Annotated in this window: 13 protein-coding genes; 9 read left to right on the top strand and 4 right to left on the bottom strand. The window is 43.7% G+C overall.

What is annotated here, in order from left to right; genetic code table 11:
* Positions 1–162: 162 nt before the first annotated feature.
* Positions 163–387 (bottom strand): hypothetical protein, encoded by a 225-nt coding sequence (locus ACYVBM_RS03775; RefSeq protein ID WP_460684282.1) that lies wholly within the window; start codon positions 385–387, stop codon positions 163–165.
* A gap of 180 nt (positions 388–567) precedes the next feature.
* Here ACYVBM_RS03775 and ACYVBM_RS03770 point away from each other — a divergent pair, with 180 nt between their 5' ends.
* The 4 genes from ACYVBM_RS03770 (at position 568) to ACYVBM_RS03755 (ending at position 6,986) form a co-directional block, all read left to right on the top strand.
* Positions 568–1,032 (top strand): LSm family protein, encoded by a 465-nt coding sequence (locus tag ACYVBM_RS03770; protein WP_460684281.1) that lies wholly within the window; start codon positions 568–570, stop codon positions 1,030–1,032.
* Positions 1,033–1,081: 49 nt separating this feature from the next.
* Positions 1,082–2,329 (top strand): transcription termination factor NusA, encoded by a 1,248-nt coding sequence (gene nusA, locus ACYVBM_RS03765; protein ID WP_460684280.1) that lies wholly within the window; start codon positions 1,082–1,084, stop codon positions 2,327–2,329.
* 79 nt (positions 2,330–2,408) lie between these two features.
* A complete protein-coding gene (gene infB, locus ACYVBM_RS03760; protein WP_460684279.1) occupies positions 2,409–5,288 on the top strand; it encodes a translation initiation factor IF-2 in 2,880 nt (959 codons plus the stop codon).
* A 315-nt stretch (positions 5,289–5,603) separates the two neighbouring features.
* Positions 5,604–6,986, top strand: a complete 1,383-nt coding sequence (locus ACYVBM_RS03755; RefSeq protein ID WP_460684278.1) for a peptidylprolyl isomerase — start codon at positions 5,604–5,606, stop codon at positions 6,984–6,986.
* A 28-nt stretch (positions 6,987–7,014) separates the two neighbouring features.
* Here the strand turns inward: ACYVBM_RS03755 and ACYVBM_RS03750 are convergent, their stop codons facing one another.
* Together ACYVBM_RS03750 and ACYVBM_RS03745 are read right to left on the bottom strand one after the other, a co-directional pair.
* On the bottom strand, positions 7,015–8,151 hold the full coding sequence (locus tag ACYVBM_RS03750) for a COX15/CtaA family protein (protein ID WP_460684277.1): 1,137 nt from the start codon (positions 8,149–8,151) through the stop codon (positions 7,015–7,017).
* 63 nt (positions 8,152–8,214) lie between these two features.
* Positions 8,215–9,633: an Ig-like domain-containing domain gene (locus ACYVBM_RS03745; RefSeq protein ID WP_460684276.1), complete on the bottom strand. Its 1,419-nt coding sequence runs from the start codon at positions 9,631–9,633 to the stop codon at positions 8,215–8,217.
* Between the two features lie 138 nt (positions 9,634–9,771).
* Here ACYVBM_RS03745 and recR point away from each other — a divergent pair, with 138 nt between their 5' ends.
* Together recR and ACYVBM_RS03735 are read left to right on the top strand one after the other, a co-directional pair.
* Positions 9,772–10,389, top strand: a complete 618-nt coding sequence (gene recR, locus ACYVBM_RS03740; protein WP_460684275.1) for a recombination mediator RecR — start codon at positions 9,772–9,774, stop codon at positions 10,387–10,389.
* A 79-nt stretch (positions 10,390–10,468) separates the two neighbouring features.
* Positions 10,469–11,404: a lipid A-modifier LpxR family protein gene (locus tag ACYVBM_RS03735; RefSeq protein ID WP_460684274.1), complete on the top strand. Its 936-nt coding sequence runs from the start codon at positions 10,469–10,471 to the stop codon at positions 11,402–11,404.
* A gap of 96 nt (positions 11,405–11,500) precedes the next feature.
* Here ACYVBM_RS03735 and ACYVBM_RS03730 read toward each other — a convergent pair whose 3' ends face one another.
* The gene (locus ACYVBM_RS03730; RefSeq protein WP_460684273.1) at positions 11,501–12,181 is read right to left on the bottom strand and encodes a DUF4290 domain-containing protein; all 681 of its coding nucleotides are present in this window, start codon (positions 12,179–12,181) and stop codon (positions 11,501–11,503) included.
* 260 nt (positions 12,182–12,441) lie between these two features.
* On the opposite strand from ACYVBM_RS03730, the gene ACYVBM_RS03725 reads away from it, so the two are divergent.
* The 3 genes from ACYVBM_RS03725 (at position 12,442) to ACYVBM_RS03715 (ending at position 14,691) form a co-directional block, all read left to right on the top strand.
* Positions 12,442–13,470, top strand: a complete 1,029-nt coding sequence (locus ACYVBM_RS03725; protein WP_460684272.1) for a glycosyltransferase — start codon at positions 12,442–12,444, stop codon at positions 13,468–13,470.
* A 44-nt stretch (positions 13,471–13,514) separates the two neighbouring features.
* Complete coding sequence (gene gldC / locus ACYVBM_RS03720) at positions 13,515–13,865, top strand: gliding motility protein GldC (RefSeq protein ID WP_460684271.1); 351 nt, start codon at positions 13,515–13,517, stop codon at positions 13,863–13,865.
* A 103-nt stretch (positions 13,866–13,968) separates the two neighbouring features.
* Complete coding sequence (locus ACYVBM_RS03715) at positions 13,969–14,691, top strand: RluA family pseudouridine synthase (RefSeq protein ID WP_460684270.1); 723 nt, start codon at positions 13,969–13,971, stop codon at positions 14,689–14,691.
* The last annotated feature ends 147 nt before the right edge of the window (positions 14,692–14,838 follow it).

The following is a 14,838-nucleotide window of genomic DNA, read 5'->3' as shown; positions in this document are numbered from 1 at the left end:
TGCCTCACTTAAAGCAATTTTTGCTCCAAATGAGGCATTTTTTATATTCTTTTGCTAATAAAATACAAGCCTACACTGCATTACATATTTTCAGGAAGACCCTGATGAATTTTAAAACAATAGCCTGACTATTAAATAGTTATCCGAAAAAGTTGGTTTTGGTTATTTTACTTCTTCAAAATCTATATATTCTCCTACTTTTTCCTTTACAGGTTTATTTTGAGAAGGTGCTGCTGCGTTGTTTTCCGTTTCTCTTTGCTGCGCCATATTTTTAAACTGACGTTTTATATGACTGGTCGTTTTATAAACAGGAAGGATAACCTTTACAAACAGGTTGTAAAAAAACCATAGAAAAATACCCAGAAGTATAACGCCGATAACACTCATTTCAAAAATCGTTTTCTTTTTAGGTAAACGGCTAAAAAGCAAAAATGTTTTAAACCCGGTGTTCCCCAATAATAATTTAAAGTTAATACAACATTTTTAAATAGAAAATTGTACCTTTGCGGCAGATTTTGAGATAAGGGAACGGTGGCGTTCCCTTATTTATTTACCAGCATATATAACATGGAGGCTGTAATTCAAAAAGTTGAGAAAGAAATTCAGGAAATACTGGCCGGTAATCCTGAACATTTTTTAGTGAAAATAAAGATAAAACCCACCAATAATATCAAAGTTTTTATTGATGGAGATAAGGGTGTGGGTATTGACGACCTGGTAAAATATAACCGGGCTTTGTATAAAATACTGGAAGAGTCGGCTTTATTCCCTGATGGGAATTTTTCGCTTGAAGTATCCTCTCCCGGCCTTGGTGAGCCGCTGGAAATGCACCGTCAGTATGTGAAAAACATCAACAGGTTTGTTGAAATTATAAAAAATGACGGGGAAAAGCTGGAAGGTCTTTTAACCGGTGTAAATGAGATAGAAATTACGGTAGAAGAAACAAAAGGCAAGGGTAAAAAGGCGGAAACAGTAAAACATAATATTTTTTTCGGGGATATAAAATCTACTCAGATTCAAATTAAATTTTAAAACCTGCTTTCCTGAAAGGGGAAGCCCAATAATTAAATTATGAATTGCTATGGCAAGTATTAATCTTATAGAAGCGTTCCAGGAGTTTAAAGACGCTGAAAATATTGACAGGCCCACTATGATGAAAGTGGTAGAAGATGTTTTTAAAACATTACTTCGTAAAAAGTATGGCAGCGATGATAACTTTGATGTGATCGTAAACGCAGAAAAAGGCGACCTTGAAATAGTGCGTCACCGAACCATTGTAGAAGATGGGGAAGTGGAAGATCCTTTGGCCCAGGTACCTTATTCTGAAGCTGTAAAGCTTGAGCCTGACTATGAGGTGGGAGAAGATCTTTACGAAGAGATTGACCTGATCGATTTTGGCCGTCGTGCTATTTTGGCTGCCAAGCAAACCCTGGCCGGCCGTATCAGCGATCTGAAAAAGAATGTACTTGCAAAAAAATATGAAGACCGCATTGGGGAAATTATAAGCGCCGAAGTATACCAGGTATGGAAAAAGGAAATATTATTATTGGACGAGGAAGGCAATGAACTGATTCTTCCCAAAAGCGAGCAAATACCGCAGGATTATTTTAAGAAAGGAGAAAATATACGCGCAGTCGTTACCCGCGTGGATCTGAAGAACAATAACCCGGTGATCATCCTGTCAAGAACCTCTCCCGATTTTCTGGCGAAGTTGCTGGAAATAGAAGTGCCTGAAATATTTGACGGGCTTATTATCATCAAGAAAATTGTAAGAGAACCAGGCGAAAGGGCAAAAGTAGCTGTAGAGTCTTACGATGACAGGATAGACCCTGTGGGGGCTTGTGTTGGTATGAAGGGCAGCCGCATCCATGGTATTGTAAGAGAGCTGAAAAATGAGAACATTGATGTGATCAACTGGACGAATAATATTCAGCTGCTTATTCAAAGGTCGCTTACTCCTGCTAAAATTACCAGCATGAGCGTAGATTCCGAAGGTAAGCACGCCAGCATTTTTCTGAAGCCCGACCAGGTATCGCTGGCTATAGGCAAGCGTGGCGCTAACATCAAATTAGCGTCAGAGCTTACGGGTTACGAGCTGGATGTATACAGGGATAGTGAGGATGATGAAGAAGAATTTGATGTAGACCTCGAAGAGTTCAGTGATGAGATTGACGGATGGGTTATTGATGCGCTGAAGAAAATTGGTTGCGATACGGCGCGCAGTGTGATGCGGATGAGCCCGTCAGAGCTTGAAAAAAGAGCAGACTTAGAAAAAGAAACCGTAGAAGATGTGAGAAAGATATTGCAGGAAGAATTAGAAAGAGAATAGCCCTTACGGGTAGAAAATATTGTGCAGAATGGTAAATTAAAAATTGCCTTGGTTGAGGCAATCGGAGAGCATTTTATATATGTCAGAAATCAAACTTCCAAGATTATTACAGGCAGCAAAAGAGTTTAACATTGGCCAGGATACACTTGTTGAATTTCTTGTTGGAAAAGGTTTTGCAAAAGACGATCTGAAGCCGTCTTCAAAACTCAGCGAAGCTATGTACCTGGCTTTGCAGCAAGGCTTTCAAAATGATAAAGCGGCCAAGCTTAAAAGCAATCAGGTAGATCTGCCAAAAGGAATTGGCAGCGAAACTAAAAAACGTAAGGAAGAAGAAGAGCCGGTGCAAAAGAAAGAGCCGTCCAGGCCCGAACCTGTAACGGAAACTCCACCACCACCAGTAGCAGAGCCTGTTGTCGTGGAAGCAGCCCCGGTTCAGCAACCCGAACCGCAGCCGGAACCTGCGCCCGAGCCCATAGTGGAGCCGGTAGCGGCGCCTGAGGAAAACGTAAAAGAGGATAACCTCGTTAAGATTGATGCGCCTGAAATAGAAGGCCCTAAAATTCTGGATAAGATTGACCTTTCGGCTTTAGAAAGCTCTACAAGGCCCAAAAAGTCTTCAGCTCCGCCGCCGGTAACCATTCAAAAGCCTGTTGTGGAAAAAGAACCGGAAGAAACGGTACAACCGCAACCGGAAGAACCGGTGCCCGCACAAAAGGTAGAAGAGTCTGGCCCGGCAGTACCCGTGCCACCGGTACCTGAAGAGCCTGAGATTACTAAAATAAAGGCAGAAAAAATTGAAGGCCCCAAGATATTGGGAAAAATTAACCTGCCGGTTGATAATGATACACGGCCTAAGCGCGATGAGAAGCGCAAGCGTAAGCGTATTCCTATTGAAAAGAAAGAGGTAAAACCCGATCCTGCGGCTAAAAAACCTTTTCACCAGGGCGGCGGTGGCAACAGGGATCAGCGCAACAACACAGGTGGTGGCTTTAACAGAGACCGAAGGCCACACCACCACCACAGGGAAGATAAGCAGATCGACGAGAAGGCAATACAGGATAAAATACGCGAGACACAGGCGAAGCTGAGCGGTGGCGGCGGCAACAAGCAAAAAGCTATGAGAGCCAAAGCACGCAGAGATAAAAGAAATGAGGCGGAAGATGCGAGAAGCCAGGAAGCCGGCGACAGCAAACTGCAGGTAACCGAATTTATTAGTGTAAGTGAGCTGGCCAGCCTTATGGACGTAAGCTTTGCCGATGTTATCAGTAAATGTATGGGCCTTGGTATCATGGTGTCTATTAACCAAAGATTAGATGCAGAAGTGATTGAGCTGGTAGCCGGTGAGTTTGGCTTTGATGTAGAGTTCATAGACATGGAGAAGCAAATGGAAATGGAGGAGGATGAAGAAGCCGAAGACGATATTGATAGCTTACAGCCGCGCAGCCCCATTGTAACGATCATGGGGCACGTTGACCACGGTAAAACCTCGTTGCTTGACTATATACGCAATGCCAACGTGGTTGCCGGTGAGGCGGGAGGTATTACCCAGCACATTGGGGCTTACCGTGTAGAGGTGAATAATGGCCGGGAAATCACTTTTCTTGATACGCCGGGTCACGAAGCATTTACGGCTATGCGTGCGCGCGGTGCCAAGGTTACTGATATCGCAGTTATTGTGGTAGCTGCCGATGATGCAGTAATGCCGCAAACCCGTGAAGCCATCAGCCATGCGCAGGCGGCCGGTGTGCCCATGATCTTTGCTATCAATAAAATTGATAAAGACGGGGCCAACCCAACGAAGATATATGAGCAGCTTTCGCAAATGAATATTCTGGTAGAAGAGTGGGGCGGTAAATATCAAAGCCAGGAGCTGTCTGCCAAAAAAGGACTGAATATAGATAAGCTATTGGAGAAAATATTGCTGGAAGCAGAGTTGCTGGAGCTAAAAGCCAATCCTGATAAAGAAGGAACAGGTACCATAATTGAGGCATCGCTCGATAAAGGCCGCGGGTTCGTAGCTACCTTGCTGGTAGAGAACGGTACCCTGAAACAGGGAGACCTGGTAGTGAGCGGCCAGTATTATGGACGTGTAAAGGCTATGTTCAACGAACGTAATAAAAAGCAGGATGCCTCAGGGCCTTCTGCCCCTGCAGTCATACTGGGTTTAAATGGTGCGCCCCAGGCCGGCGAGAAGTTTAAAGTGTACGAAGATGAAGCAGAAGCAAAAGATATAGCCAACCGCCGTGCACAGATATTACGTGAACAGGGCATGCGTACCAAAAAACATATTACGCTTGACGAGATCGGGCGCCGGCTTGCACTGGGTAACTTTAAAGAGCTTAATATTATTATTAAGGGGGATGTGGATGGATCCGTGGAAGCATTGAGCGACTCCCTGCAGAAGCTTTCGACAGAAGAGATCCTGGTGAACGTGATACATAAAGGTGTAGGACAGATCAATGAAAGTGATATTGTGCTTGCGGAAGCCTCTGACGCCATTGTTATCGCATTTAATGTAAGGCCTTCTTCACAGGCTTCAAGGCTTGCAGATAATGCGGGTATTGAAATTAAGATGTACTCGGTGATTTATAACGCTATTGAAGAAGTGAAGAGCGCGATGGAAGGCATGATGGAACCTACAGTTAAGGAAAAGATCACTGCAAATGTTGAGGTAAAAGAAGTATTTAAGTTCGATAAAGCTACCGTAGCCGGATGTGTTGTACTCGAAGGCAAGATCAAGCGTGATAATAAAGTAAGGCTCATACGCGATGGTATTGTCATTTATCCCGTAGGGGAAAATGCAGTAGCTGAATTAGGCTCGCTGAAACGTTTTAAGGATGATGCCAAAGAAGTGTTGACAGGCATGGAATGCGGCCTTACTATAAAGAACTACAGCGATATTAAAGTAGGTGATATTGTAGAATCTTACGAACTGGAAGAGATTAAGAGAACATTGTAATGTAGAATATTGAATGTTAAATGTAGAATCAAACGGTGTGAATGAGCTGGCGAGTTGTCCAATACTTATTGGGCATTCGTTTCAAAGACAAATTGAACATTGCTGCCCGAATGATTGATAATTGGTCAGGCAGGGACTGTTGTGTATTGAAAATTGGATATTGTAATAAATGTCAATTTATTTTAGGTACGCACAGACGATGGACTATGAACCATGAACTATTATCACATTGGCATATTAGCTCATTTGCCTCAAACTTTTGTTAAATGCGGTGGATTGCTGTTTTCATGTAATTACCCTGATTAATTTTGAATCATGATCAGATATTTTTTAGCTGGCTTATTTTGCATAACACTTAGCATGGCAGCCTTTTCGCAGGGGCAAACGCAAAAAATAGTGGTGGATAAAATTGTAGGGGCAGTTGGGGACCGTATTATTTTGCAATCCAATATCCAGGACGCTATAGCCGATGCATCACGTAACGGGGAAGAGTTGCCGGCAGGTGCTGCCTGCCATATACTGGAACAGTCACTGATCTCCAAAATACTGGCGCTCCAGGCAGAAAGGGATTCATTGCCGGTTAGCGATGATGAGGTGGAAGCGAACCTGGACATGCGTGTGCGCAGCTGGATCATGCAATTTGGCAGCGAGCAGGCAGTGGAAGATATTGCAGGCAAAACTATTTACCAGCTGAAAGATGATTCCAGGCATGCTATTAAGGAACAGATGCTGGCAATGGCTATGCGAAAAAAGATCGTTGAAAATGTACATATTACACCAACAGAAGTAAAAGGATTTTTTGACAGGGTGCCTGCTGATAGTATTCCTTTCCTGGAGTCGGAGCTGGAAATTGGCCAGATCAATATCTATCCTAAAGCAGCAAAAGAAGTGGAAGAGTATATTTATAATGAAATGATGAACTACCGCAGGCAAATAGAAAGCGGGCGTGCAAGCTTTGCTGATCTTGCAAAAAAATACTCGGAAGATCCAGGCAGCCGCGACCGTGGTGGCGCTTACGAGATCAACCGCAATGATAAAGACCAGTGGGACCCGGTATTTTTGTCGACTGCTTTCAGGCTCAAAGCCGGGGAGCTTTCTATGCCGGTAAAATCGAACAAGTTCGGCTATTTTTTGATTTACTGTGAAAGCCGGCGCGGGGATAATGCAAAGGTGCAGATGATATTGAGGATTCCGCCCGTTACGCAAACAGAGCTGGATATAGCTAAAGCGAAGCTCGATTCGGTACGAAAGGAAATTACAGAGGGAAAGATCACTTTTAAAGATGCTGCTTATAAATACAGCGAAGATGAATCGGTAAAAAGCTATGGACCGTTCGTTCTGAACCAGAACGGCGCAACCTATGTTCATATAGACCAGCTGCCGGATAAGGAGATGGTACATACCTTAAGTACTTTAAAGGTCGGGGAATACTCTCAACCTGTTACTTTTACGAATGACCAGGGTAAAAAAGGAGTCAGGCTGCTGTACCTGAAATCAAGAACAGAACCGCACCGGATGAACCTGGAAGATGATTATAACAAGATCGCCGATATGGCTCTTGCTTCTAAAAAGGATAAAGCTATTGATGACTGGCTTACAAAAAAGGTTCCTACTTTTTATGTTTTGGTTGATAAAGATGCCGCAGGCCAATGCCCCAACCTGGAAAAATACCAGGCTACCAGCAGCAGAGGGTTTTAGTATCCATACCTGCTCAATGGTCTGAAATCTATTGTCTGTAATTCCTCTTTGTGCTGTAAAAGTATACCATCACCAGGCTTATCAGCAGCAGCATGCCTACAAACTGGTGGGCGATACCCAACCACAATTTTGCCTGTGGGTCCAGATAATAGACCAATGTGCATATTCCAAGCACTACCTGTGCTATTGTGGTAAGCAGCGGAATATTGCGCAGCCGGTACACTGCCGTGCTTACGGGCTGGCGGTACAGCATTATAGTGTATATTATTACCAGTATAGTAATGAGATAAGCCAGCCCCCGGTGAATGAACTGTATAGCCAGCAAATTATGAAAAATGCCTCCCTCGCTCATGTCGGGCACTAACCGGCCATTAATACTGGGCCAGGTAATGGCAGATTTAGCGGCATGCGTTCCTGCCATAAATGCGCCATATATCAGCTGTATGGTTAAAATAAGGAGCAGCAGCCATGTGAAATTTTTTATAGCAGGCAGATGCAGTCTTTTAAAATCGGGCACCGATATCTTTAATGCAAACCATACCACGTACACCAGTAAAATTAAAGCAGCCATAAAATGAATGGCCAGCCTTATATGGCTTACATATACCAGGTCAGTACCTACACCGCTGGCTACCATGATCCAGCCAATAGCGCCCTGTAATGCTCCTAACATAAGCAAAATAACCATTGGCCATAACATGCTGCGGTCTATCTTCTTTCTGTAAATAAAATAAACGAATGGAATAATAAATACGATTCCCATAAAGCGTCCCCAGTTACGATGCAGCCACTCCCAGAAATAAATGAATTTGAAATCTTTTAACGTAAAATAGTTATGGATATATTTATATTGAGCGATCTGCTTATATTTTTCAAAAGCTATATTCCAGTCCTGTTCGTTCATAGGCGGCAATGCTCCCAAAATAGGTTTCCACTCAGTAATGGAAAGGCCACTTCCGGTAAGCCGGGTTATACCACCTAATAATATCTGTATCACGATCATTACGGCCCCTGTAAACAACCATATGGCTACCGGCCTGTTCTTTTTCAAATCCATAATGATGGCAAAATTATGTGGCAAATCCGGATAACCTTCGATTTTTATTTTTTTTACGCATAAAACAACAGGAAATAAAGCAGGGCTATCATCTGCACTGAGAAGCATTTTTTTATTCCGGGAAAAACGCGTAATGCGGTTTTTCAAAAATATGCCGATACCAGGGAACGGCTATTTCCCCTTTCGTATTTCAAAATCAGTTTCCCACTGGTTAGGCTTTACGTTCAGTTTCCGGTCGATTGCATCGATCAGTTCCGGTTGCCGCCGCTCGCCAAAAAACTGTCCCGGATCCCATTTCTGGTTCTTATTGGTATCGTATAAGATCTTCATATCATAGTCTCCGGGTGGATACAGCTGAAGTTGCACAATGCGGCTGGCGGGTATAGGAAACGCATTGAGAACTGTGGTACCCTGTGTAATTAACAACACAGGATTCCTGTCGAGATCCACATCTACAAAAGTGATCTTTACCTGTCCGTAATCGTTGCGCGATTTGGTTTTAAATGTAATCGTATCGTTTCTGACTATCTGCCTGTTGATACTATCTGATGCAAATTCCTTTTCTAAGATAAGATGATAGGTAGTGTCTTCAAGCCAGGGCATGTTCATTGTTATCACGCGGGCAGTACTGTCTAACGTGAACTTATAACCGTTTACCCGTCTGAAAGTAGTATCTATGGTCAGTCTCATTTTTGTAGTATCAAATGTCTTCAGCGGATTTTCGAAAGTAATGGTAAAAGCCTTTAGCAGGTCCTGTTTATTCGCCTCGAGGCTGGTTCTGAACTTAAGCCTTTTTTCTTTTTCATTGATCGTGGTTTCTGGCTCTGCCGCCTCATCATCTTTTCTTTTTTCAGGCTGATATGCCCAAAGCCTTACAGGAGCAGGCGGCTCGGGAGCTATGGTTATAACAGAGTCTGCAAAAGCAAAGATCTGCTCCTCGTTATACATATAAGAGCCGCTTTCATCTTTTGTGGCAAACAAACGGTATTTGCCGGGAGCAAGATAGCGGAAGAAGAATATACCGCTGCTGTCCACCGTAGTTACATACCTGGGGCGCTCCTTTACAATAGCGCTGTCATCGAGGTTACTGTATAGCATCACCGACAGGGTAGAATCGGCTTTCCCGGTAGCCGCCATTTTTACAACGCCGCTTAACTGCATCGAATCAATATAAGTACCTGTGGAAACCACATAGAGCAAATCTTTGCCCTTATTTCCCTCGTTCAGATCTTTAATGGCATTGGCAAAGTTATAAACATAGGTAGTATTGGGCTGTAAGGTATCTTTTATCTTCACCGTTACTGTCCGCAGCTTGCGGCTTACTTCCGGCATCAGCTTTGGAAAAGGTGAAACAATAAGGTTTTTGTAAATATCATTGAGCTCCACATATTCATCAAACTCAATTTTTATTTCCCTGGCGTTAAAGTTCAGGGTTTCATTTTCGGGGGTTACCGATATAATTACAGGTGGTAAAGAGTCTCTCGGACCGCCGGAAGGAGGCACAATGCTTGCACAGCCTGTTTCAGAAGACATAAAAGCCAGGGCTGAGGCCAGTATTAAAACAAAAACCAGGATATTCTTAACGCGCATATTAAGCAAACATAAAGCGTTTTTAGTCAAGATGATTCCACGCGCATAATTTTTAATTTTCCATTAGCAACCGCAACTTAGGGGAACCGCAGCGTTGGGCCATTCTGAAATCAGGACCGATACAATTATCTTTGCAGGATGCAATTTTCATCCGCACTGTTAGAATCTGCTGTCAATGAGTTCTCGCGCCTGCCGGGTATTGGTAAAAAGACGGCATTAAGGCTGGTTTTGCATTTATTAAAACAGGAAGAGGACCATGTGGAGCATTTCAGTGAAACCATTGCCCGCATGCGCAAGGAAATCCGTTTTTGTAAAAGATGCTTTAATGTAGCCGATGGAGATTTTTGCTCTATATGCGCTAATTCTTACCGCCAGCAGAAAACTATTTGTGTGGTAGAAAATATACGCGATGTGATTGCTATTGAAAGCACGCAGCAGTTTAACGGAACCTATCATGTATTGGGCGGTGTTATCTCTCCTCTCGATGGCATTGGCCCAGATCAGCTGCATATTGCTGCCCTGGCAGAGCGTGTTGAAAAAGAAAATACCGAGGAGCTGATCTTTGCCCTTAACCCCAATATACAGGGGGATACCACCATTTATTATATTCAGAAAAAATTACAGGGGCTCGATATACGGATCACGACTATTGCCCGGGGCATCGCATTTGGCGGGGAGCTGGAATATGCAGACGAGCTGACGCTGGGCCGCAGTTTACAAAACCGCCTGCCGGTAGAGAAATATATGAGCCGGTAAATATAAATGCAGGCGGCACTCCCGGAATAAGATTGAGCCTTATTTTTGTAGCTACTTTAATAATACAGGCACTTAAATAATGCAATATCAGCTTTCTATTTCTATTACTGCTTTATGTATCCTGTTATTTATTGCAACGTCTGCCCAGAATCAAAACCAGTTCACCATTGTATCTGAAAACGACAGCTATATCTCTGTCAATAATGATGGCTATTATACCAATGGTATAAAGCTCGCGTACCAATGGAGCAGGTCTACACCCGGAAAGAAAAAACCAGAAAGAACCCACAGCTTTTATGCCGGTCATAATATTTATACTGCGCAGTTTTCGGGCGAAATAAAGCAAGATCGGTTAGACCGTCCCCTGACAGGCTATTTGTATGCCGGGTATCAAAACAGCCTGTATAATGAAAAAGAAGATCTGTTAAAGTGGGGGATCAGCGCCGGCGTTATCGGCCCTCCGGCTTATGGGGCAGAAGTTCAGAAGTTGGCCCACCAGGTCATGCGGATATACAAGCCTACTTTTTGGGAGCGCCAGCTGAACAAAGCCTGGGGCGCCAATGCAGACCTGGCCTGGTCGCCTGCATTATCAAAGCCCGGTATAAAATCCAAATGGGCTTTTAAACCTTTACTATCAGCTACCGCCGGCACTTTATTTACCCATGCAGCAGCAGGCGGTGCTTTAGTGTACGGACAGTTCAACCCAAACAGCGCTACTGCTTTCTGGGGCAATCATAAAGGAAATGCGAAGGCGAACAGGGAACTTTTTGGCTACCTGATGCCCATGGTTTACCTGAAGGCATACGATGCTACAGTGCAGGGTGGGATGTTCAGTACCAGGCCCGAAAAAATCCCGGGAAAACTTAATCCTGTTTTCCTGCAGTCGAAACTGGGAATTACTTACGCCGGTAACCGGCTGTTACTGAGTGCAGCTGCCATTTATGAAAGCAAACAATCGCTTACCCAGCAGGCACCGCAATATTACGGAAGCCTGCAGGTAGGGTGGCTGTGGTAAGCCGCTAGCCGTTAATTCCGGATAGGAGTGCTGCCGGCAATTCTGTAAAAAAAAACCGGCAATTACTGCCGGCTTTTACCATATACAGTGAAGTAATTAAAATCTTTTTTTCTTAAAGTTTCCATTCCCGTTCCCATTCCCGTTACGGCGATTGCCATTATTGCCATTCCCGTTGCGTTGCTGCTGAAACTTGTTGCGCTTGCCAAAATTATTATTTTTAGCGAGGTCCTGTTTCAGGCTGTAAGCCTTCACATAAGGCGTATTGGTAAATTCCAGCTGTCCATCGGTAATACTGTTCAACTCGCTTTGAATAGCGTCGTCATGCACTACCTCTTTATGCCAGTTATTATAAGCCAGCTTCATGTAATAAGCAATAGCATTGGCAAATCCCTGTCTTTTTTCGGGATCCTGTTCGGCTAGTGCTTTGTCTATGATATCTTCCAGGTTTTTACCCAGGTGAGAAAACCTGGAAGAGCGTTTAGGATAAGGGATAGGCTGTGGCTTGGCCTTATAGGTTTCTTTGGTAGGTATGGGATAAGGCGATTTTACGTCCAGCTTAAAATCCGATATTAAAAACAGGTGATCCCATAGTTTATGCCTGAAATCTTCAACGTTTTTTAAATGGGGATTTAAAAAGCCCATCAGCTCAATCACTGCCTCGGCATTGTTCTGCCTTCTTTCCGGGTCTTCAATTGTAAGAATATGCTCCACCATTTTTTGTACATGGCGCCCATACTCGCGCATCGCCAGGTGGTTTCTTGTTGTATTGTATTCCATAAAAAAATTGGGTAAAATGTACCCTGCAATTCAAATTTAGTGTGGTGCTATACTTTTGCAGCTATCAGGCAAAGATATAGGAAAAACCTTATTTAATAAGAGGCCGTTTAAATTTTATTGTTGAGATTCATTATGCATTATTTTTGAGTGAAGCAAGTGGATTTTGTAGTTATAGCAGGCGCTATGGCAAAAATTCAACGAAGTTGCAGCCCAAAAGCATGCATAAAAAGGCCAATGTATCATTTTTAAACAGGAGCCAAATGGCAATTATTTTAGACGCAGATGAGTGGTTGAGCGAAACGTATTGCGGGTATCTCCAGGAGCACCTGTTCAGGGCTTTGGCAGCATTGCTTCCCCGGGAAACGCTTCTTTTTCCACAAACAGAGGAAGCTGTAGCGTACCCGCCTCACATACAGGGAGTGGTTTTCCCTCCAAAAACAGGAGTTTTCCTTCGCAGGAAAACCGAAAAATGGTTGCAACGGGTAAACGCAACGGCCTTTATCAGCTTTAAGAGAACGCTGAAGTATGCTACTGACATTCAGCAGGTGGTAATAATAGCCACAGAAGCGCAGTTGAACGATACTGCCGCCATTTTATCTGCCGGTGCTATTGGGGTAACCAGTAAATACCTGTACGCGGCTTTTGAGAAAAAATACCCGCAGCAGGCTCAAAAGGGTTTCCTGGCTGAAGGTGTTATTGCCCCGTTACCATTGCCCCGGGACTGTGATTTCCACGACATAAAAAATGTTTTAACAGAAGAAAAGGAGTATTTTATCTGTGCAGATTTTAACATGGATAAAGAACGGCTGGTGACCCTGTTAAAAGGTTTTTCGGCCTTTAAAAAACGGCTGCAAAGCAACTGGAAGCTGGTGATCGTGCTACGTTCAGCCGAATCGATAAAGCGCGAAGAGGCCACCCCATTGCTGGTTAATTATAAATACCGGGCGGATGTGGTGCTTACAGATAACGCACGCCTGTACGAAAAAATGGCAGGCGCTTATGCGCTGGTTAGTATGGATAGCAGGGAAATATTCCCGGTGCCCGTAGCTGAATCGGCAAAAGTTCAAATCCCTGCCATAGCGCCGGCCACCAATACGCTAAAGAGTATGTTTGGGGATGCCGTTATTTATTCCTCCGGTAGCAGCAGTGAGGCTATAGGAAATGCGTTGATGAGGATATATAAAGAAGAGTCCGCCAGACAGCAGCTAAAAAAAAAGCTGGAGGGCTTTTCATACCGGTTTAACGCTGAGGAGGCTGCTAAGGTGTTGGTACAGGTACTGTTTCCATAAAAAGGCTGCTAGAATTACTTACTTTTGCGCTCTAAAAGCCAAAAATGATAAAATCTACGATTACAATAGATGTGCAGATGGACGAAGACCGGGTGCCGGACGCCATCAACTGGAGCGCTACAGAAAGCACGGCAGAAAATATGCAGAAGGCAAAAGCAATGATGCTTTCTTTTTGGGATAGTGCCGATAAAGCGGCATTGCGCATTGACCTCTGGACCAAGGATATGATGGTGGATGAAATGGCTGATTTCTTTTACCAGACGTTAATGACCCTGGCAGACTCCTATGGAAGGGCTACAAAATACCATGACCAGGTGGACGATATGAAAACTTTTGCAAAAGAGTTCTATAAAAAATTCCAGGCCAAGCAACTGGAACAGCATAAGGCGGGGTAAAGTTTCAGGTTACTGGTTTCAAATGTTTTGAGTTTCAGGGTTCAGGCAAACCAGCATCCAGTAACCAGCAACCAGCATCCAGTAACCAGTAACTTAAAAGAAATTGAAATTCAAACTTCGCGACCTTATAATATTCGAAAATGAAAGCCTTGTGGCCCTTAATAAGCCATCAGGTATGCTTTCTGTTCCCGACAGGGAAGGGGAAGATCCCAGCCTGAAAGATTATCTGAAACAACAATATCCAGAAATTTATACCGTTCACCGTTTAGATAAGGAAACCTCGGGCCTGATCATTTTTGCTAAAACGGCTTCGGCCCACAAACATTTCAGCAGGCAGTTCGAGGAAAGGAAAACAATCAAGATCTACCTGGGGCTGTTGATAGGATCTTTACAAAAAACCGAAGGAACTGTGGACGCTCCTATTGCCGAAAACAGGGTAAAGCGCGGGTCAATGCTGATCCATAAACGGGGGAAAAGTGCCATTACTGATTATCAACTGCTAAAGGATTTTAAAAGGTATAGCTGGGTGCAGTTTCAGATTCATACGGGGCGCACGCACCAGATACGGGTACATGCCAGGGAATTGGGCCACCCTTTGGTGTGCGATGTTCTTTATGGCGATGGCCAACCGGTACTGCTGTCTTCGTTCAAAAGCAAATTCAAGCTGGGTAAAGCGGTGGAGGAAGAAAAACCTTTATTGAACCGCCTGGCTTTACATGCCTTCCAATTAAAAATAACTGATGAAAACGGCCTGCTGCTGGAACTGGAAGCTCCGCTGTATAAGGATATGAAGGTTACGGTGTTGCAGCTGGAGAAAAGGCTTTGATCTTTGATACATAAGTGGTTTTCGGTCTTAAGTATTAAAAATGGATAACTTTGTTATACGCAAAATATATTAGAAGGAGAATGGATCGTATCGAGCCATTGCTTTACTGATCTTACTTGTCAATTTTTAGTAGCCTGCCTCCTTTTT

The sequence above is a fragment of the Niabella aquatica genome, from assembly GCF_054779315.1.
The sequence above is the reverse complement of the archived record's forward strand: the minus strand, read 5'-3'. Positions and strand labels throughout refer to the sequence as shown.

What these genes read in the sequence shown, in the direction of transcription:
- ACYVBM_RS03775 (WP_460684282.1), bottom strand. Translation starts at nt 387, where the DNA reads ATGAGTGTTATCGGCGTTATACTTCTGGGTATTTTTCTATGGTTTTTT.
- ACYVBM_RS03770 (WP_460684281.1), top strand. Translation starts at nt 568, where the DNA reads ATGGAGGCTGTAATTCAAAAAGTTGAGAAAGAAATTCAGGAAATACTG.
- nusA (WP_460684280.1), top strand. Translation starts at nt 1,082, where the DNA reads ATGGCAAGTATTAATCTTATAGAAGCGTTCCAGGAGTTTAAAGACGCT.
- infB (WP_460684279.1), top strand. Translation starts at nt 2,409, where the DNA reads ATGTCAGAAATCAAACTTCCAAGATTATTACAGGCAGCAAAAGAGTTT.
- ACYVBM_RS03755 (WP_460684278.1), top strand. Translation starts at nt 5,604, where the DNA reads ATGATCAGATATTTTTTAGCTGGCTTATTTTGCATAACACTTAGCATG.
- ACYVBM_RS03750 (WP_460684277.1), bottom strand. Translation starts at nt 8,151, where the DNA reads ATGCTTCTCAGTGCAGATGATAGCCCTGCTTTATTTCCTGTTGTTTTA.
- ACYVBM_RS03745 (WP_460684276.1), bottom strand. Translation starts at nt 9,633, where the DNA reads ATGCGCGTTAAGAATATCCTGGTTTTTGTTTTAATACTGGCCTCAGCC.
- recR (WP_460684275.1), top strand. Translation starts at nt 9,772, where the DNA reads ATGCAATTTTCATCCGCACTGTTAGAATCTGCTGTCAATGAGTTCTCG.
- ACYVBM_RS03735 (WP_460684274.1), top strand. Translation starts at nt 10,469, where the DNA reads ATGCAATATCAGCTTTCTATTTCTATTACTGCTTTATGTATCCTGTTA.
- ACYVBM_RS03730 (WP_460684273.1), bottom strand. Translation starts at nt 12,181, where the DNA reads ATGGAATACAATACAACAAGAAACCACCTGGCGATGCGCGAGTATGGG.
- ACYVBM_RS03725 (WP_460684272.1), top strand. Translation starts at nt 12,442, where the DNA reads ATGGCAATTATTTTAGACGCAGATGAGTGGTTGAGCGAAACGTATTGC.
- gldC (WP_460684271.1), top strand. Translation starts at nt 13,515, where the DNA reads ATGATAAAATCTACGATTACAATAGATGTGCAGATGGACGAAGACCGG.